Below are 19,425 nucleotides of genomic sequence, written 5' to 3'. Positions count from 1 at the left end.
GCTAATTAAGCAGCCTGGCGCTGCACAGCGCCTTCAAAATCGGCCAACATACGCTGCAGACGCTCGTGCTTGAGTTTAAGCGCTGCCGGATTCACGACGAGGCGTGACGAAATCGGCATAACTTCTTCCACGGCCTGCAGGTTATTGGCCCGCAGGGTATTACCGGAAGATACTAGATCCACTATCGCATCCGACAGCCCAACCAGGGGGCCAAGCTCCATGGAACCATAGAGCTTAATCAGATCAATGTGCACACCTTTGGTGGCAAAGTGGTCGCGGGCAATGTTGACGTACTTGGTCGCCACACGCAGACGGCTGCCGGGCTTAACGGCTGCGGCGTAATCAAAGCCTTCGGATACGGCCACCATCATTTTGCAGCGCGCAATCTGCAGATCCAGCGGCTGGTAAAGGCCCTGCCCCCCATGCTCGATCAGCACATCCTTACCAGCCACGCCCAGATCGGCAGCACCGTATTGCACATAGGTTGGCACATCGGTGGCGCGGACGATCACAATGCGCACATCCGGGTCTTGCGTCGGCAGGATCAGCTTGCGGGAAGACTCCGGATCTTCGGTCGGCAGAATGCCGGCAGCCTCCAGTAACGGCAGCGTTTCTTCGAGAATGCGCCCTTTCGACAGGGCGATCGTGATGCCGGTATTCATGCAAGTCACAGCAGATTCCAATCAGTTCAGTGCGGTTAGCCTATTTTAACGGACGCGACGGACCGAGGCGCCCAGACGGGCCAGTTTTTCCTCGATACGCTCGTAACCGCGGTCAAGGTGGTAAATCCGCTCGATCAGGGTTTCGCCCTGAGCGGCGAGTCCGGCGATCACCAGTGCGGCCGAAGCGCGCAAATCGGTGGCCATGACGGTGGCACCCTCCAGCTTTTCAACGCCTTTGACGGCAGCCGAGTTGCCATCGATATGGATATCGGCGCCCAGGCGCATCAGCTCCACGGCGTGCATGAAGCGGTTCTCGAAAATGGTTTCCTTGATGATCGCTGTGCCGTCCGCCAGGCAGTTGACGGCCATCAGCTGGGCCTGCATATCGGTCGGGAATGCCGGATACGGTGCCGTACGGAATGAGACGGATTTGAGACGCGCCGGTGCCTTGAGGCTGATACTCTGATCGTCGCCACCAATCACACAACCGGCTTCGACCAGTTTGGCGGTCACGGCTTCCAGATAGGCGGCCGAGGTCCCTTGCAGCACGACATCACCCCCGGTAATGGCGGCTGCACACAGGAAGGTACCGGTTTCAATACGATCCGGCATCACGGCATGCTCTGCGCCATGTAGCGCTGGAACGCCCTGGATACGAATCACATCCGTGCCCGCCCCTTCGATTTTGGCACCCATGGCAATCAGGCAGTTCGCCAGATCCACCACCTCCGGCTCACAGGCGGCGTTTTCGATGATCGTTTCACCATTCGCCAGCGTGGCCGCCATCATCAGATTTTCAGTACCGGTCACGGTAACCATATCCGTACAGATCCGGGTGCCCTTCAGGCCGCCCGCCGGGGCTTTGGCATGGATATAACCGGCTTCCACATGGACCTCGGCACCCATGGCCTGCAGGCCTTTAATGTGCTGATCGACCGGACGCGCGCCAATGGCGCAACCGCCGGGCAATGACACCTTGGCCTCACCCCAACGCGCAACCAGAGGCCCCAATACCAGAATCGACGCCCGCATGGTCTTAACCAGTTCGTACGGCGCCGTCGGATCGGTCAGGCCATTGGCATCCAGGGTGACACCGGCTTCGGCACCATCCAACGTGGAGGCCACGCCCATATTGGTGAGCAGACGGATCATCGTGGCCACATCATTGAGATGCGGCAGATTGGTCAATATCAGCGGTTCACGCACCAGCAGGCTGGCACACAAAATCGGCAATGCCGCATTCTTGGCACCCGAAATACGCACTTCACCCTGTAGACGGTTGCCGCCCTGAATTAATAACTTATCCACGGTTCGCCCACTCCTCAGCCGTTAATGTCTGCATGGTCAGGGCATGCACCAGCTCATCCCGCATCGCATCACCCAGCGCGCCGTAAACCGCCTGATGGCGGCGAACGCGCGACAGGCCGGCAAAGGCTTCACTGACAATCAGCAGCTCGAAATGACGGCCATCACCATCCAGTGCCAGATGAGCCACGGGCAACTTTGCCCGCAGTGCGTTTTCAATATCTTCCAGACGAACCATATGCCAATCCTATTGCCTGATTAGGTGCGCAGCTTGTAGCCGCGCACCAGTAAAACGTAACTTAGAACACCGATCAAAGCAGTAAAACCCAGCGCCACGCCAAAGCTGAGCCAGGGCGAGGCATCGGACACCGCGAAAAATCCATAGCGAAAACCGTCAATCAGATAGAACACCGGGTTCAATCGAGACAGCGACTGCCAGAATCCAGGGAGAGATTGTACCGAGTAGAAGACCCCCGACAGCATGGTGAGCGGCATAATCAGAAAATTCTGGAATGCGGCCAGCTGGTCAAACTTCTCGGCCCACATCCCGGCAATGAGGCCCAGCGCCCCCATCAGCGCCCCACCAAGCAGCGTAAAAGCCAATACCCACAGGGGTTCAGCGATGGTCAGGCCGCCCACCCAGGCGGTTGCCAGCAAGACCCCGGCACCGACAACCGCTCCGCGCAGCGTTGCCGCCAGCAGGTACGCGGCAAAAAACTGCAGGTTTGAGATGGGCGTGAGTAGTACAAACACCAGGTTTCCGGTGATTTTGGACTGAATCAGTGACGACGAACTATTGGCAAACGCATTCTGCAGCACCGACATCATGACCAAACCCGGGATCAGAAAAGCGGTGTAGCGGACGCCGTGGACCTGGACGTGATTATCGAGCACCTGGGAAAAGATCATCAGATACAGCAAGGCCGTCAGCACCGGCGCACAGACCGTCTGAAAGCCGACTTTCCAGAAGCGCAGCAATTCCTTGCGTAACAGGGTCAGAAATTCGATCATGCCGCCCCAGCTTCAGTGGATTGGTCATGCCCGTCATTCATGAAGCGTAGGAACGCGGTCTCCAAGTCCGGCGGCACAATGCTCATATCCTCCAGACGACACCCGGATTCACGCAAGGCGGCCAGCACCGATTCGATATCGGACAAGGCATCCAGCGTCCAGAGCCAGGTGCGCGGCAACTCCGGCACGGCCTGCGCGTGCGCCAGGAGGCTTGCCGGCAACATTGGTGCGCCTTCGGCCAAACGGACGGTGAGGCGATGTTTGGCGAACTGCTGGATCAGCGTTGCCGTTTTTTCCAACGCACAGATCTGACCCGAACGCATCAGCGCGATACGCTCGCAGAGCGCCTCGGCCTCTTCCAGATAGTGGGTAGTGAGAATTATCGTGTGGCCATCCCGGTTCAGGCGGCGGATGAACTGCCACAGCCCCTGGCGAAGCGCCACATCCACCCCGGCCGTGGGCTCATCGAGAATAATGACCGGGGGGCGATGCACCAGCGCTTGCGCCACCAGTACGCGGCGCTTCATGCCACCCGACAAACTACGCATGGCACTGCCGGCCTTGTCGGTCAGATCTAGCGCGGACAGGAGTTCATCGATCCAGTCGTCGTTTTTGCGAAGTCCGAAATAGCCGGATTGCAATTGCAGAATCTCGCGAACTGAAAAAAACGGGTCAAACACCAGCTCCTGCGGCACGACGCCGAGCGCACGACGCGCATCCCGATAGGCCGTGCGGGTATCGTGTCCGAGTATGCGGATATCACCCTGATCCTGGCGGCACAAACCCGCCATACAAGAAATCAGCGTCGTTTTACCCGCGCCATTGGGGCCGAGCAGACCGAAAAATTCGCCTTCGGCGATTTCCAGCGAGACTTGCTGCAGTGCCTGAACGGGTTGTCTGGCTCGGGCAAATGCTTTGGAAATCTGGCGGACAGAAACCGCGGACGTCCTCACCCGCTCAGACCACCCAGAACAGGGTCTGCAGACCGTAGAGGTCATTCAGGGCACGTAACGCTGGCGGCGCATGGTGAACCATCACCGTGGCACCACGCGCGGCACGACTACACGCCAATAGCACCGTCAGCGCCGACGAATCAACCTTACCGACACCGGCAAGATCGACATGCGTCACATGATCAAGCGATGTAATAGCTTTTAGAAGTTCGGGCACTTCATGGCTCGTCATATCCCCGCGGATCTCCAGCCGCTGCCCGCTGTCACACACCTGAATCGCTGTCATGAAAAGGCTCAGGACGCCTTACCTTTCTGTTCAAGCTGCTTGTTTTTTTCAGCCAGCACTTTAATCAGCCCATCAATCCCATTTGCACGGATTTCCTGGTTAAAGCTTTCCCGGTAATTAGTGATCATCGATACGCCAGCCAGAACAACGTCATAAACTTTCCACGCATCCGCTTCTTTTTCCAGGCTGAAATTTACGTCAATCGGCTTAACACCGGGTTTAATAATCAAAGTCTTGACCACGACATCCTTATCATCCGGGTTCATCTTGAAGGGCTTGTATTCCATAGTTTGCTCCTTCTTGATGCCGATAAAGGCATTAGCAAAAGTTCGAATCAGTAACTTTCGGAACTCATGCACCAGCTGTTTTTTTTGCTCAGGCGAGGCCTGACGCCATTCTTTGCCAACTGCCAGGCTGGTCATTCGCTGAAAGTCGAAACTGTTCAAAATGGATTTTTCCGCCCAATCGATCAGTTTGCTGGTATCGCCTTTTTGCAAGGCCGAATCCTGATTGACGTAAACGTAAGTTTCCTGCGTGATCTGCTTTACCAGCTGATCAGGGGGCACCATGCTCGCATAAGCCGTTGTTGCCATGAGAAGTGCCAGAGAGGCAAAAAAAATACGAATACGTGCAAGCCACATGAAACAGACGTCCTTAAAAAACAATGCTTGTATTCTACTGCGAGGCAGCTTTCGCGTCAGCAGGCTGTGCGGCAACTGCCATCTTCTCATCGGCCTCCGACTTCTCCGAAGTCTCCGCAATATCCAGCCCCGGTGGCGGCGCACCGTCATGGATAAGATTTAAGCGGTTCTGCATAAATGCGTCGCGCAGGTAGCTGTATTTATCCGTTGCGGCTTCTTCGATGATTTTTTCAGCCGGCAGCAGATTGGCGCGGGTGTTCAGGAACTTTACGCCCCAGGCCGTGTAATACGCGGTCGGGTCCCGGAAAATCAGATCGAGCGGACTGGCCGCGATATCCGCCGCCCAGCCGAAGGTGTCGCGTACATTACTCGGCCCCAGAATCGGCAGCACAAAATACGGCCCCGAGGGCACGCCCCAACGGCCAAAAGTCACCCCAAAATCATTATCGTTTTTATACCAGCCTGCATTACCCGCCACGTCAAACAAACCACCAAAACCCAACGTGGTGTTGATAACCACCCGACCAAGGTCGTTGAAAGCCTGCTCGCCACGCCCTTGTAACAGATCGTTCACGCCGATCATCACATCACCGATATTCGAGAAGAAGTTGGTGACCAGAATGCGGATTGGCTCGGGCAGGATGAAATCGTAGCTCACGGCCACTGGTTTGATGATGACGGTGTCCAGCGCTTCGTTCACCTGGAACATACCCCGGTTGTAGCCTTCCCACGGGTCACGCGGATTCCCGGAACTCGCACAACCTGCCAAGCCGACGACCAATAACAGTGCAGCACACCAGCGTCGAATACTCATCTTATTCCTTTGCTGCATCTTTCTTGCCTTCCGAAGCCTTGTTGAACAGGAACTGGCTAATTAACTTCTCAAGCACAATCGCTGATTGCGTTTTGGCAACCTTACCACCAGGCGGAATCATACGTTCATCACCGCCCGCATCCAGGCCAATGTACTGCTCACCCAACAGACCAGAGGTCAGAATGGAGGCAAAGGTATCTTTAGGGAACTGGTACTGACTATCAATCCGCAATACCACGTTGGCTTCATAGGTCTGTGGATCAAAGCGGATATCGGCTACGCGCCCCACCACCACGCCGGCGCTCTTGACCGGGCCTCGGACCTTCAAACCCCCAATATTGTCGAACTTGGCGGTGATTTCATAGGTGCTAACGAAACTACTGGCTGAAAAATTACTGACTTTCAGCGCCAAAAAAAGAACGGCGGCGAAACTAATCACCACAAATACGCCCACCCAGAGATCCATTACCTTGCGGTTCATCATAAGCCTCGGAACATAAACGACGTCAGCACAAAATCCAGTGCCAGGATCGCCAGCGCGGACGTCACCACCGTCCGGGTTATCGCCCGCGAGACCCCTTCGGCAGTCGGTAGTGCATCAAAACCTTCAAACACGGCAATCAGCGAGACAGCCACGCCGAACACCGCACTCTTAATGATGCCATTGAATACATCATCACGGAAATTCACATTCGCTTGCATCTGCGCCCAGAAGGCCCCTTCATCCACACCGATGAAGATCACACCAATCAGCCAACCACCAAAAATCCCGGCTGCGGTAAACAGGGCCGCGAGCAAGGGCATGGCAATCACCCCGCCCCAGAAACGCGGTGCCATGATTCGGGCAACCGGATTCACCGCCATCATATCCATCGCCGTCAGCTGCTCAGTCGCTTTCATCAGCCCGACTTCTGCAGTGATTGACGAACCAGCCCGGGAGGCAAACAGCAATGCGGCCACCACCGGCCCCAACTCGCGCACCAGAGACAGCGCTACCAGAATCCCCAGAGCCTCGGACGAACCGTAGCGCTGGAGGGTGTCGTAACCCTGTAGACCAAGCACCAGACCAACAAACAAACCGGACACCAGAATAATGATCAGGGACAACACACCGCTGGTATACAGCTCACGCAAGAGCAATCGGGGTCGGCGAAAGGTTTCTGCCGAGTGGGCAAGCATCGCCCAGAAGAAGCGTGCCGCAAAGCCCAAACGCCAGACCCGGTCAATCGTACCGGCACCCAGGCGGGAGAGAAACTGTTCCAGCGCTCGCATCAACCCACCACCATGAGGTCGTCATCCAGCACAGGAGCCGGATAGTGGAAATGGACCGGGCCATCCGGCTGGGCATGCACAAACTGATAGACGTAGGGATCGGACGATACCCGGATCTCTTGGGGTGTCCCAGAACCCACCACGCGCCCCGCCGACATGAAGTACACATAATCCACCACGGCCAGTGACTCATGCACATCGTGCGTCACCATGACCGAGGTCGCGCCCAAGGCATCGGTCAACCGGCGAATGAGCGTGGCGATAATCGACAGCGAAATAGGGTCCAGCCCTGTAAAGGGTTCATCAAAGAGAATGAGCTCCGGGTCCAAAGCGACTGATCGCGCCAATGCGACACGGCGGGCCATTCCGCCCGACAGTTCAGCCGGCATGAGCCCTGCCGCGCCACGCAAGCCCACGGCCTCTAGCTTGAGCAGGACGAGGTCGCGAATTGCCGACTCCGGCAGCTGCGTGTGCTCGCGCAGCGGAAACGCCACGTTGTCGAAAACGTTCAGATCAGTAAACAGTGCCCCGAACTGGAACAGCATGCCCATCCGCCGGCGCATGGCATAGAGTGCTTTTTCGTCCAGCAGGCTGACTTCCTGGCCGCCCACCTTCAAACTGCCCCGAGTCGGCTGAATCTGGCCGGCGATCAATCGGAGCAAGGTGGTTTTGCCACAACCGGATCCACCCATAATCGCCGTCAGCTTGCCTTTGGGCAGCTGCATCGCAATCCCGGAAAGCACCGGCCGTTCGCCATAAGCGAAATCGAGGCCACTGATTTCTACATAGGGTGTCAGCATGGGCAGCGGTTTTTCTGTGGGTAACTAAACTTTTTCATTCTATCATCCGCCGCACCCGAGGTTCGGCATTCAAGCCCCCCAAACTCCTAGAAAAAGAGGGCAAAACGCGCAACTTATTCACTAAAAATCAACGCTGATTGATAGAATCGCGTCTATCTGCCTCATCGTCATTTCATTTGATCCGAACCATGCTCTACCACGACCTTTATCACAGCCTCGAAAAAGCCCGCTGGTCCATGGCCGATGATGTGCCCTGGGCAGAGTTTGATGCCTCGCTGCTGACCGAAGAAAATGCGTTAACGATCAAATACAACGCCATTACGGAATGGGCTGCCCTGCCGGCCACCGAAATGTTTCTGCGCGATAACCGTGACGACTCCGACTTCAGTGCTTTCATGAGCATCTGGTTCTATGAAGAACAGAAACATGCACTAGCCCTGATGGAGTATCTGCGCCGCTTCCGCCCGGATCTCTGCCCGACGGAGGCAGAGCTGCACGCCGTACGCTTCGAATTTGATCCCGCCCCCAAGCTGGAAACCCTGATGCTGCATTTCTGCGGCGAAGTACGCCTGACGCAGTGGTACCGACGCGCGGCAGAGTGGCACTCCGAACCGGTCATCAAGAAAATTTACGACTTCCTGTCGCGGGACGAAGCCCGCCACGGTGGTGCCTATCTCAAGTACATGAAGAAAGCCCTGGACACCTGCGGCAAGGAAGCCGCTCAGGCTTTTGCCAAGATCGGGGTGCTGATGGCCAGTTCAGCCAGAACCCAGAAAGCGCTACACCCGACGAACCTGCACGTAAACAAAGAGCTCTATCCGCAGGATACGGTTCAGAGTCGTATGCCCGACCCGAGCTGGCTGGAGCATTGGCTGGACACCCAGATCAAATTCGATAAATCCTGCGAAGATCGGGTTGTCGGGGGCATTCTGCGTAATCTGTCGAGTCTGTTTGAGCAGACCTTCGAAACCGTTCAGGACCTGAATCGTTTCCGTAAATCGCTGGCCACGGCCTGACTCACACCTGCCTTCGGGTCACCACCATGGAAAACACGATCACGCTGCCACTCCCCGCATTCGAACATAAAATGGTTGAGCCGTCTGATCTGGCCACCCGCATTGCACAACTGCCACGGCCCATTGTTTTTACGAACGGCTGTTTCGACATTCTGCACCGCGGCCATGTGACCTATCTGGCCCAGGCCCGCGCCCTGGGTGGCTCACTAATCGTGGCCGCCAATTCGGATGCCTCGGTCAAACGACTGGGTAAAGGTGACGACCGACCGCTCAATCCGTTAATCAACCGGATGGCGGTGCTGGCATCGCTGGAATGTGTTTCGCTGGTCACCTGGTTTGACGAAGACACCCCCATTGAACGGATCCTCGATTGCCAACCGGATATTCTGGTCAAAGGCGGCGACTGGTCGGTTGACAATATCGTTGGCGCATCGGAAGTGCGCGGCTGGGGTGGCAAAGTTGTCTCCATCCCCTTCCTGCATGAGACCTCAACGACCGCAATGGTCAATAAAATCCGTCGCTGCTGAATTACAGAACGACTTGGGTGCCAAGCTCGACGACCCGGTTCGTCGGAATATTGAAGTAGCTGGTGGCACTGTCGGCATTCCGGAACATCGTCACGAAGAGTTTCTCACGCCAGAACGCCATTTCCGAATTCAGCTTTGGAATCAGCGTTTCCCGGCCCAAGAAGAACGACGTTTCCATCATATTGAATGGCAAACCGAACTGACCACACAGCGCCAAAGAAGCCGGTACATCGGGTTCTTCCTTGAAACCGTAACGAATCTGCACCGTCCAGAAGTTCTCTTTCAGTGAACGAACCTCGACACGATCTTCTTCGGGCACAAACGGCACATCTTCAATGGTCACACTGGTGACAACAACGCGCTCATGCAGCACCTTGTTATGCATGAGGTTATGCAGCATGGCATGCGGCACACCTTCCACATCGGCATTGAGGAAAATTGCCGTGCCCGGGACGCGGGTCGGCATCCCCACCGCCAGGCTGCCGACAAAGGCATCCAGACGCAACTCTTCACTACGCAGACGCTTGCGCAGCAGCATACGACCGCGCTTCCAGGTCGTCATGATCGTAAAGATCACCACGCCAGCGACCAGCGGGAACCAGCCACCATCCGGAATCTTCTGGATGTTCGCCCATAGGAAAATCAATTCGAATACCAGGAAGAAAGCAAACAGTAGCGCGGCACGGTACCAGCCCCACTTCCAGATCTTTGCGGCCACCACCACTGCTAGCAGCGAGGTAATGACCATATCCCCCGTCACGGCAAGACCGTAGGCTGCCGCCAGATTATTGGAGGATTTGAAGGTCAGGACCAGCAGAATCACTGCGGTGAGCTGCAACCAATTTACCCCTGGCATGTAAATCTGGCCCTGCTCTTTTTCCGAGGTATGTTGTACCTGCATGCGCGGCACGAAACCCAATTGCATGGCCTGGCGCGTCATAGAGAACGCCCCGGTAATCACCGCTTGAGAGGCAATGACTGCGGCACACGTGGCCAGGCAGACCAGCGGGAAACGCAGATATTCAGGCACGCCCATATAGAATGGGTTATCCATCGCTTCAGGCGTCGACAACACCAGCGCGGCCTGCCCGAAATAGTTGATCACCAGTGCCGGCAGCACAAAGAACGCCCATGCCAGGCGGATCGGCTTGCGTCCGAAATGCCCCATGTCGGCGTACAGAGCTTCAGCCCCCGTCACAGCCAACACCACACTCCCCATGGCATACACCGCCATATGCGGGTTATCGACCAGCAGATGAATGGCGTACATGGGGTTCAACGCCAGCAACACATAAGGATTCTGGACGACGTTGAAGATCCCCATCGTCGCCAAGACCGCAAACCACACACCCATCACCGGCCCAAAAAATGCCCCCACCTTGGCGGTACCGTGTTTCTGAAAGAGGAACAGGCCGGCCAGAATGATTATGGAGATGGGAATCACCACGCTTTGTAACTGAGGCGCCACCACGCCCAGACCTTCAACAGCCCCCAATACGGAAATGGCCGGCGTGACCATGCCATCCCCATAGAACATGGCCGTTCCCAGAATCCCGGCCAGCATGATCCATTTGGCCCGCTTAGGTTTCCCCTGTGCCTCATGCAGGGCCAGCGCAATCAGCGCCATCATGCCGCCTTCGCCCCGGTTATCGGCGCGCAGGATAAAAACAACGTATTTGAGCGAGACAATGATCATCAGCGCCCAGAAAATCATCGACAGACCGCCAAACACATTGGCCTCAGTCAGAGGAATCGGATGGTTTCCGGCAAAAACTTCTTTGAACGCATAGAGAGGGCTGGTACCGATATCACCGTACACCACACCCAAGGCCCCGAGGACGAGCAGTTTCATGCTCGTCTTCTGGCTATCACCGTGTTCTGAATTCGACGTTACTGCAGACATGCTGACTCCCGACTACCAAGAACGAACGACACTAACGCCGAATTGTTACAAACAGATCAGAATGGAATATCGTCGTCCAGGTCCGCGACATTGGCCGGCGGGCGACGGCTGGCATTGCCCCCCACGGCCGCAGCCGGGGCAAACGGATCATCACGGCTGACGGGCTCACCCTGGCCTTCACGGCGACCCAGCATCTTCATCTCAGTGGCTTCGACTTCAGTCGTATAGCGCTCCTGGCCATCCTTATCCTGCCATTTGCGGGTTTTGATCCGACCCTCGATGTAAACCTGTGAGCCTTTTTTCAGGTACTGGCCGGCAATTTCTGCCAGACGACGGTAGAAAACAACACGGTGCCATTCGGTAGCTTCACGCTGCTCACCGCTGGCCTTATCACGCCATGTATCGGTGGTCGCCAGTCGGATATTACAGACGGCATCGCCAGACGTAGTGTAGCGGGTTTCCGGGTCTGCACCGAGGTTGCCGATGAGAATAACTTTATTGAGCGATGCCATAAGACGTATCTCCAGAGTGAACGAGTGTAGCGGCCAAAAAGATGGCTTACCGAGTTATCAGAATAGCATGCCGGCGTTTATGCCGGAAGTCGCGCTGGCCATTTCATGAGAATCATCAACCAGATCAGGGCCAGCACAGCACAACCCGCAAAAACGGCGATGTAGCCCCCTGTTTCCAGTAAATAGCCACCGAGGGTACCGCCGGTAAACAAACCGAGGGATTGCAAGGTGTTGTAAATACCCAGCGCTCTGGCCTTGCCTGCCACCGGTGCAATCCGGGAAATCAATGATGGCTGTAAGGCTTCCAGCACATTAAAACCCGAAAAAAACAACGCGACGAGCGTCAGAATGAGCCCCATCGCCAGCATATCGCTGGTGATGCCCGATTGCAGGACGCCGATAAAGCCCAGCTGCACCACGAGCAGCAATAAGACTGCCAAGGCAAAAACCGGTGCCATGCGCTTATACCGCTCAGCCTGCATCATGGCCGGCCAGAGGACGAAAAATGAGGCCACGACCGCCGGTACGTAAATCATCCAGTGACTTTGTAGGGGAATCCCCGCGAGCTGGATCAACAGGGCCGGTACAGCAACCCACATGGCAATCTGAATGGCATGCAGGATAAACACGCCCACATTCAGTCGGAAAAGTCGCGGCTCCCGAAGGACCTGCATCAAAGTACCGGGTACCGGCCCCGGTAGCGCAGGCGCAGCGGGCACTAAACGGAACAGGGCCCAGAATGCCGCCAGGCCGAGGGCGCAGGTAAACCAGAACAGACCACCCAACCCCATCCAGCCATAGAGCACCGGCGCCACAGCCAACGACAGGGCAAACATCAGAGCGATGGAGCCCCCCACCATGGCCATGGCCTTGCTACGCTGGCTGTCGCGCGTCAGATCGGCCACCAACGCCGTGATGGCGGCGGAAATCGCCCCACTCCCCTGCAGCATACGCCCCCAGGTCATGGCAGTGATGGAATCCGCGGTGGCACACAGCACGCTCCCCAGAACGAAGAGCACGAGGCCACAGGCAATGACCGGCTTACGGCCCCAGTGATCGGCCAGAATGCCGAAGGGTAACTGTAGACAGGCCTGCGTCAGGCCATAGGCACCGAGCGCCAGACCGACAGCGGCAGCATCCTGCCCGCCGGTCAGATCGCGGGCCGCCACGGCAAAAACTGGCAGCACAATAAACAGACCCAGCATGCGTAGCGCGAAGATGGCAGCCAGGCCCAGTGCGGCGCGACGCTCTTCGGGCAGCATGGGTTCTTTGATACGGATGGCGTCTTGAGACATGAAATCATTATTGGCCGCCTAAAGCAGCCATCAGGAGTTAATCAGACAAAATTTGCACCGCCAGTTGCGGCGCACAAAGACAGCCGCGTAATATTACCAGTTGGCCTGCATTTTCCCTGAGGCCTGAACGCTTTCTGATATACCGGAACCCGATATGGACGACATCCGCATTCGCGGTGCACGCACGCACAACCTGCAGAACATCAATCTGGACCTGCCCCGTCACAAACTGATTGTGATCACCGGCCTGTCCGGCTCGGGCAAAAGCTCTCTCGCCTTTGACACGCTGTATGCCGAAGGACAGCGCCGCTATGTCGAAAGCCTGTCGGCTTACGCCCGCCAGTTTCTGCAACTCATGGAAAAACCGGATGTCGATCTGATCGAAGGTCTGTCACCGGCCATTTCCATCGAACAGAAAGCCACCAGCCACAACCCGCGCTCCACCGTGGGCACGGTGACCGAGATTCACGACTACCTGCGCCTGCTCTTTGCCCGCGCCGGCACCCCGTACTGCCCTGAGCACCACCTGCCGCTCCAGGCGCAGACCGTCTCCCAGATGGTGGACCACGTGCTTGCCATGCCGGAAGAAACCAAACTGATGATCCTGGCCCCGGTGGTTGCCAACCGCAAAGGGGAGCAAGTGGATCTATTTGCCGAACTTCGCGCCCAAGGATTTGTGCGTCTACGCATCGATGGCGAGATCCATGAAATCGATGCGCTACCCAAGCTGGACAAGAACAAGAAACACCATATTGATGTGGTGATTGACCGCTTGAAAGTGCGTGAAGATACTCGTCAGCGTTTGGCCGAAAGCTTTGAAGTCGCACTGCGCCATGCCGATGGCCGCGCTATCGCATTGAATATGGACACGGGTGAAGAACATCTGTTTTCCGCCCGTTTTTCCTGCCCGCACTGCAATTTCGCCCTGCAGGAGCTAGAGCCCCGGATCTTTTCGTTCAACAACCCGATGGGTGCCTGCCCGAAGTGTGACGGCCTCGGTGTCATTCAGTTCTTTGACCCCAAACGGGTCGTTGCCCATCCGGAACTATCGCTGTCCTCCGGTGCTATTCGCGGTTGGGATCGCCGCAACCAGTTCTACTTCCAGATGGTGATTGCCCTGGCCGAATACTATGGCTTTGATGTTGCCACGCCATTTAACGAACTGCCCGAAGAGACCCGGCAGATCATTCTCTTCGGCTCCGGTGAGGAAAGCCTGCCCTTCCAGTACCTGAACGAGCGTGGCAAGCTGACTGTCCGTGAACATACTTTCGAAGGGATTATTCCGAATCTGGAGCGTCGTTATCGTGAAACCGAGTCATCGACGGTGCGCGAAGAGCTGGCCAAATATGTCAGCGATACGGTCTGCCCGTCTTGTGAAGGTGCACGTCTGCGCAAGGAAGCCCGCTACGTTCAGGTGGGGGAACGCACCCTCTATGAGATCAGCCGCTTACCGCTGCGCGATTGCCGGGACTATTTCGCAGATCTCAAACTCCAGGGTCAACGCGCGCAAGTTGCCGACAAGATCCTCAAGGAAATTACGGCCCGACTGGAGTTTCTGATCAACGTCGGCCTGGATTACCTGTCTTTGGAGCGCTCGGCCGATACCCTGTCTGGCGGTGAAGCCCAGCGGATCCGCCTGGCATCACAGATCGGCTCGGGTCTGACCGGCGTGATGTACGTGCTGGACGAGCCCTCGATCGGTTTACATCAGCGCGACAATGATCGCCTGCTAGCCACCCTCAAACGCCTGAGGGATCTGGGTAATACCGTCATTGTGGTCGAGCATGATGAAGACGCCATCCGCCTGGCAGACTACGTGGTCGACATGGGGCCCGGTGCGGGTGTCCACGGTGGGCGTATTGTGGCGGAAGGTACACCGGCTGAAATCTGCGCCAACCCCGACTCGATGACCGGGGCCTTTTTGTCCGGCCGCGAAGCGATCCACGTGCCGACCAACCGCAAAGCACCGGACCCGGAACGCCTATTGCAACTGAAACAGGCGACGGGTAACAACCTGAAAGGCACCGATCTGACGATTCCGCTAGGACTCTTCACCTGCATTACCGGGGTATCCGGTTCCGGCAAATCGACGCTCATCAACGACACGCTCTATGCCGTGTGCGCCAAACACCTCTATGGCAGCAGCCTGGATCCGGCACCTTATGAAGAACTCAACGGTCTGGAGCAGATCGACAAGGTCATCAATGTCGACCAGAGCCCGATTGGCCGTACCCCACGCTCCAACCCGGCGACTTACACCGGCCTGCTCACTCCGATCCGCGAACTGTTCTCCAGCGTACCGGAATCGCGTACACGCGGTTACGAACCCGGTCGATTCTCCTTTAATGTTCGCGGCGGTCGTTGCGAGGCCTGCCAGGGTGATGGCGTGATCAAAGTGGAAATGCACTTCCTACCGGACGTGTATGTACCTTGTGACGTATGCCACGGCAAACGCTATAACCGGGAAACCCTGGAAATTCACTATAAAGGTAAAAACATCCACGAGATTCTGCAGATGACGGTGGAAAATGCGCTGGAATTCTTCAGCGCTGTACCCACGGTGGCCCGCAAACTCAAGACACTGATGGATGTGGGCTTGGGCTATATCCAGCTGGGCCAGTCCGCCACCACCCTTTCCGGCGGCGAAGCGCAACGGGTCAAGCTGTCGCTCGAACTGTCCAAACGCGATACCGGCCGCACGCTGTACATCCTCGACGAGCCGACGACTGGCCTCCACTTCCAGGACATCCGTCTGCTGCTGGGGGTTCTGCATCGTCTGACAGAGCATGGCAACAGCGTCGTGGTGATTGAACACAATCTAGATGTCATCAAAACAGCCGACTGGGTCATTGACCTAGGGCCGGAAGGTGGTGCCGGTGGTGGCCGTATTATTGCCGAAGGTACCCCGGAAAGAGTCGCGGCAACGCCGGGTAGCCATACGGGGCATTTCCTGAACATCCTGCTTCAGAACACCCCGGTCCTCGCCACGCCGGCTTTGAAAACCAAGTCCCCTAAAAAATCGGTGGCTAAAAAAGCGTAGGATGCTGAGATGACTCAAACCATTCAGATTCATGTGCGCCTGTTCGGTGCCTTTCGCAAATTTCATCATGCACCGGTTCAGTTGACGGTGCCGAGTGGTGCTTCTGTCTCGCAGATTAAAAGCGCGCTCGGGCGAAGCTTGCAGTCATTAAACCCGGCCTTTAACGATCTGGAACTGCTGGAAAAATCGGCGCTGGCAGATGATCACGCCGTGCTGAGCCCAGAGGCATCACTGACGGCAGACACCCAGTTGGCCATCCTTCCCCCCGTATGTGGAGGCTGATATGAGTGGTAAAGATTTTTTTGCTGTCGCTACGCAACCCATTGAGGTACAGACTGCGGTAGATTTTGTGGCGGATGATGCCCATGGCGCTGCTGATCTGTTTATCGGAACCGTGCGTAACCTCAACCTGGGGAAGCCCGTGCAAGGCGTCTCGTACGATGTGTACGATGAGCTGACGCTCAACGTTTTCAAGGAACTCGCCACCGAGGCGCGCCAACGCTGGGGCGAAAAGCTGAATATCTATATCGAGCACTTCAAGGGTCGGCTGGATATTCAGGGGATCAGCATCCTCATCGCCGTCAGCTCACCGCACAGGGATGAGTCATTCCGTGCCTGTCGCTTCATGATTGAAGAAATCAAACATCGCGCTCCAATCTGGAAACAGGAGCATTACCTAGATGGGGATAGTGACTGGGTTCAGGGACATGCACTGTGCTCGCACGGGCCGGTCTCTTATGATGATGAAGCGCTGGATACCCAAGAACACAAGCACTGTAAGCACTATTAAGTGCTGGTAGCCCTGTCGGGCAAACACTTGGCAGACGATGTGCACTTGCACATTACAAAGAATAGGAAATCACTTTCATATTCTGTAATATATCGGGCTATGAACCAAGCACGCATGCCCGAAGCCTACCCTGACCGGTTACGTCTTAACGACGAGCTGCACGCGCGGCCGCCCGTTGCCCTATGGCCCAACGAACACATCCTGTACCTGGCCCTGGTCAATACCAGTGGCAAACGGCTACAGGAAGAAGTCATCATTCGCGACCTCTGCGACTCGCTGGGCGGCGACGCCTGCCCGACCCTGCAGGGTAATAATATCGAGTTCGACGTTGCCGTCGATCCCAATGTTTGCCAGGGCGCCCCGGAAGGGCTGCGCTTCCGCGTCAAATACGAACGTCATGGTGAGTTCTCATCCTGGTGGTTCTTCCAGCAAACGGCCAGCAACGATCCTGCCGAAGCCGCCACCTTTTGCTGCAATCTGGATCAGTGGCTACACCGCCTACCAGGCCAGCTGCTGGTTGCAATGAACATCCGGGTCTGTCAGACAGAGCACTTCCCTTCAGTTCACGAAATTGCCCCCTGTTTTTCAGGCAATACCGTGATCGGAGGCCGGATCGCTCGCGAAGCAGGTGCGGCTTTCACTGATTTCCGCTTCGACCCAGCGGGGCGTACCAAGATGATCTTCATGAATAAAGCCATGGGATCACGGCAGGCGGGCCGACAGCTGCAGGCGCTGGTGGAGATTGAAACCTACCGAATGATGGCCTTGCTATCCCTACCAGAGGTTCAGGAGTCCTTTCCCGTCCTGGCGACGCAAGAGCAGGCCCTGATTGATGTCAGCCGGCAATTGGCGACGCCCTCCGAAGACCTTGCGAATGAACAATCACGGGATCTAGAACTGCAACAACGCATTTCTAAGATCTCATCGGCCATTGAGGCACTGTCATCGAGCACCCAATATCGTCTCTCGGCCAGCGATGCCTATTTTCAGCTCGTACAACGACGGATCAGCGATCTCCATGAAACTAATCTGAAGGGCATTCAGGGCTTCGGGGAATTCATGGAGCGCCGTCTGGTACCCGCCATGAAAACCTGTAGCGCTTTTTCACTCCGTATCCGCGAAACTTCACACCGGGTCTCCCGCATCAGCCAATTGCTGCAAACACGGGTCGAGATCGCTCGTGAAGCCCAGAATTCGCAACTGCTGGCTTCCATGGAAAAGCGCTCGAAACATCAGTTGCACCTGCAACAGGCGGTAGAAGGCCTCTCCATTGTTGCCATCAGTTATTACGGCATCGGCCTGGCCGCTTATGTTTTCAAAGCCATGAAAACCATGGGACTGCTCCATGACGTCGAACTGGCGACTGGCATTGCCACCCCCCTGGTGTTGCTGGCCGTTGCCATGCTCACCCGAAAAATACGAAACAGCTTCAAATAAACCATCCAAATCATTGACCCCTGCAGGGAGTTTGCATGCCACTGAAGATTGCCGTCGCCAGAGAAACTGAAGGCGCAGAAAAACGGGTTGCACTGTCTCCTGAGGTCACCAGGAAGTTTCTGGCGCTCGGTGCTCAGATTGATATTGAACAGAGCGCTGGGGCGGAAAGTCATTTTATAGATACCGATTACAGTGATGTCGGCTTGGTCGATGGTCTGAGCACAGCCTATCGCCAGGCTGGACTAATTCTGCGTGTCACGCCCCCCACGCTCACTGAGATTGAAGCCATCCCGGACGGCAGCGTAGTGATCGGACTGATGCGCCCTTATGAAAGCCGCGAGCGCCTCGATGCCTTCAACCGGAAGAAGCTTACCGTCTTTGCCCTGGAGCTTCTGCCGCGAATTTCCCGTGCACAAAGTATGGATGCTCTATCCTCACAGGGTGCCTGTGCTGGCTACCAGTGCGGCTTAATTGCCGCCGCCCGCTGCACCAAGTTCTTTCCGATGTTGACGACCGCTGCCGGCACGATCCGCCCTGCCCGCGTGCTGGTCATCGGCGCCGGTGTCGCCGGTTTGCAGGCCATTGCCACCTGCAAGCGTCTGGGTGCCATGGTCGAGGCCTACGATGTTCGGGCTGCGGCACGGGAACAGATCGAATCCCTTGGCGCCAAATTTGTCGATACCGGTGTTTCAGCCGATGGTACAGGTGGCTATGCGCGCGAGCTCTCTGCTGATGAAAAAGCCCAACAGGCAGAAAAACTGGCGAAGGCTGTGGCTGCAGCGGATGTGGTCATCACCACTGCCGCGATTCCCGGCAAGAAGGCACCGGTCATCATTACCCGAGAGATGATCGCCCGAATGAAATATGGTGCCATCGTGGTTGACATGGCAGCAGAGTCCGGTGGCAACTGCGAGCTGACGCAAGCGGGCGAACACATCATTGCTAATGACGTCAACATCCACGGACCACTAAATTTGCCCTCGCGAATGCCAACGCACGCTTCGGAACTCTACAGCCGTAACCTCTACAACTTTCTGTCGCCCTTTATCCAGGACGGCACACTGCGTTTTGACTGGGACGATGAGGTGCTGGCCGGCACCGTTCTGTGCCGCGAGGGAGTAACAACCCACGTGAGCGTTAAACAAGCCCTGGGAGACTAAT

21 protein-coding genes are annotated in these 19,425 nt (G+C 56.5%); 7 read left to right on the top strand and 14 right to left on the bottom strand.

Annotated features, from left to right (window positions below; genetic code table 11):
* Positions 1–5: 5 nt before the first annotated feature.
* The 11 genes from hisG to AC3GOJ_RS04645 all read right to left on the bottom strand — a co-directional run bounded on the left by hisG (position 6) and on the right by AC3GOJ_RS04645 (position 7,744).
* Positions 6–662 (bottom strand): ATP phosphoribosyltransferase, encoded by a 657-nt coding sequence (gene hisG, locus AC3GOJ_RS04695; protein WP_488236326.1) that lies wholly within the window; start codon positions 660–662, stop codon positions 6–8.
* 45 nt (positions 663–707) lie between these two features.
* The gene (gene murA, locus AC3GOJ_RS04690) at positions 708–1,970 is read right to left on the bottom strand and encodes a UDP-N-acetylglucosamine 1-carboxyvinyltransferase (protein ID WP_488236307.1); all 1,263 of its coding nucleotides are present in this window, start codon (positions 1,968–1,970) and stop codon (positions 708–710) included.
* On the bottom strand, positions 1,963–2,205 hold the full coding sequence (locus AC3GOJ_RS04685; protein ID WP_488236306.1) for a BolA family protein: 243 nt from the start codon (positions 2,203–2,205) through the stop codon (positions 1,963–1,965). Before AC3GOJ_RS04685 ends, murA begins: the two co-directional genes overlap by 8 nt.
* 20 nt (positions 2,206–2,225) lie before the next feature.
* On the bottom strand, positions 2,226–2,978 hold the full coding sequence (locus AC3GOJ_RS04680) for an ABC transporter permease (protein WP_488236305.1): 753 nt from the start codon (positions 2,976–2,978) through the stop codon (positions 2,226–2,228).
* Positions 2,975–3,931, bottom strand: coding sequence for an ABC transporter ATP-binding protein (locus AC3GOJ_RS04675; protein ID WP_488236304.1), 957 nt, complete (start codon positions 3,929–3,931; stop codon positions 2,975–2,977). The genes AC3GOJ_RS04680 and AC3GOJ_RS04675 overlap by 4 nt, the downstream gene beginning before the upstream one ends.
* 4 nt (positions 3,932–3,935) lie before the next feature.
* A complete protein-coding gene (locus AC3GOJ_RS04670) occupies positions 3,936–4,217 on the bottom strand; it encodes an STAS domain-containing protein (RefSeq protein ID WP_488236303.1) in 282 nt (93 codons plus the stop codon).
* Between the two features lie 8 nt (positions 4,218–4,225).
* Positions 4,226–4,810: an MlaC/ttg2D family ABC transporter substrate-binding protein gene (locus tag AC3GOJ_RS04665; protein ID WP_488236302.1), complete on the bottom strand. Its 585-nt coding sequence runs from the start codon at positions 4,808–4,810 to the stop codon at positions 4,226–4,228.
* An 82-nt stretch (positions 4,811–4,892) separates the two neighbouring features.
* On the bottom strand, positions 4,893–5,672 hold the full coding sequence (locus tag AC3GOJ_RS04660; protein ID WP_488236301.1) for an MlaA family lipoprotein: 780 nt from the start codon (positions 5,670–5,672) through the stop codon (positions 4,893–4,895).
* A 1-nt stretch (position 5,673) separates the two neighbouring features.
* Positions 5,674–6,153 carry an outer membrane lipid asymmetry maintenance protein MlaD gene (mlaD, locus tag AC3GOJ_RS04655; protein ID WP_488236300.1) on the bottom strand — a complete coding sequence of 160 codons (480 nt, stop codon included), beginning with the start codon at positions 6,151–6,153 and terminating at the stop codon, positions 5,674–5,676.
* The gene (gene mlaE, locus AC3GOJ_RS04650; protein WP_488236299.1) at positions 6,153–6,944 is read right to left on the bottom strand and encodes a lipid asymmetry maintenance ABC transporter permease subunit MlaE; all 792 of its coding nucleotides are present in this window, start codon (positions 6,942–6,944) and stop codon (positions 6,153–6,155) included. Before mlaE ends, mlaD begins: the two co-directional genes overlap by 1 nt.
* Positions 6,944–7,744 (bottom strand): ABC transporter ATP-binding protein, encoded by an 801-nt coding sequence (locus AC3GOJ_RS04645; RefSeq protein ID WP_488236298.1) that lies wholly within the window; start codon positions 7,742–7,744, stop codon positions 6,944–6,946. Before AC3GOJ_RS04645 ends, mlaE begins: the two co-directional genes overlap by 1 nt.
* 188 nt (positions 7,745–7,932) lie before the next feature.
* On the opposite strand from AC3GOJ_RS04645, the gene AC3GOJ_RS04640 reads away from it, so the two are divergent.
* Entirely contained in the window at positions 7,933–8,760 is an 828-nt protein-coding gene (locus tag AC3GOJ_RS04640) for a ferritin family protein (protein ID WP_488236297.1), read from the top strand.
* Positions 8,761–8,786: 26 nt separating this feature from the next.
* Positions 8,787–9,287: a D-glycero-beta-D-manno-heptose 1-phosphate adenylyltransferase gene (rfaE2, locus tag AC3GOJ_RS04635; RefSeq protein WP_488236296.1), complete on the top strand. Its 501-nt coding sequence runs from the start codon at positions 8,787–8,789 to the stop codon at positions 9,285–9,287.
* 1 nt (position 9,288) lies between these two features.
* Here rfaE2 and AC3GOJ_RS04630 read toward each other — a convergent pair whose 3' ends face one another.
* The 3 genes from AC3GOJ_RS04630 to AC3GOJ_RS04620 form a co-directional block, all read right to left on the bottom strand.
* Positions 9,289–11,139 carry a potassium transporter Kup gene (locus tag AC3GOJ_RS04630; RefSeq protein ID WP_488236295.1) on the bottom strand — a complete coding sequence of 617 codons (1,851 nt, stop codon included), beginning with the start codon at positions 11,137–11,139 and terminating at the stop codon, positions 9,289–9,291.
* Positions 11,140–11,246: 107 nt separating this feature from the next.
* Entirely contained in the window at positions 11,247–11,702 is a 456-nt protein-coding gene (gene ssb, locus AC3GOJ_RS04625; protein WP_488236294.1) for a single-stranded DNA-binding protein, read from the bottom strand.
* 77 nt (positions 11,703–11,779) lie between these two features.
* A complete protein-coding gene (locus AC3GOJ_RS04620; protein ID WP_488236293.1) occupies positions 11,780–12,997 on the bottom strand; it encodes an MFS transporter in 1,218 nt (405 codons plus the stop codon).
* 154 nt (positions 12,998–13,151) lie between these two features.
* Between AC3GOJ_RS04620 and uvrA the strand changes: the two genes are divergently transcribed.
* From uvrA to AC3GOJ_RS04595, 5 genes are all read left to right on the top strand, one after another.
* Positions 13,152–16,037: an excinuclease ABC subunit UvrA gene (uvrA, locus tag AC3GOJ_RS04615; protein ID WP_488236292.1), complete on the top strand. Its 2,886-nt coding sequence runs from the start codon at positions 13,152–13,154 to the stop codon at positions 16,035–16,037.
* A gap of 9 nt (positions 16,038–16,046) precedes the next feature.
* Positions 16,047–16,319: a MoaD/ThiS family protein gene (locus AC3GOJ_RS04610; protein ID WP_488236291.1), complete on the top strand. Its 273-nt coding sequence runs from the start codon at positions 16,047–16,049 to the stop codon at positions 16,317–16,319.
* A 1-nt stretch (position 16,320) separates the two neighbouring features.
* Entirely contained in the window at positions 16,321–16,827 is a 507-nt protein-coding gene (locus AC3GOJ_RS04605; protein ID WP_488236290.1) for a molybdenum cofactor biosynthesis protein MoaE, read from the top strand.
* A gap of 99 nt (positions 16,828–16,926) precedes the next feature.
* On the top strand, positions 16,927–18,264 hold the full coding sequence (locus tag AC3GOJ_RS04600) for a DUF3422 family protein (RefSeq protein WP_488236289.1): 1,338 nt from the start codon (positions 16,927–16,929) through the stop codon (positions 18,262–18,264).
* 35 nt (positions 18,265–18,299) lie between these two features.
* Positions 18,300–19,424 (top strand): NAD(P) transhydrogenase subunit alpha, encoded by a 1,125-nt coding sequence (locus tag AC3GOJ_RS04595; RefSeq protein ID WP_488236288.1) that lies wholly within the window; start codon positions 18,300–18,302, stop codon positions 19,422–19,424.
* Position 19,425 lies beyond the last annotated feature (1 nt).

The sequence above is a fragment of the Fluviibacter sp. genome, from assembly GCF_057744235.1.
This window is presented reverse-complemented; position numbering and strand designations above follow the sequence as displayed.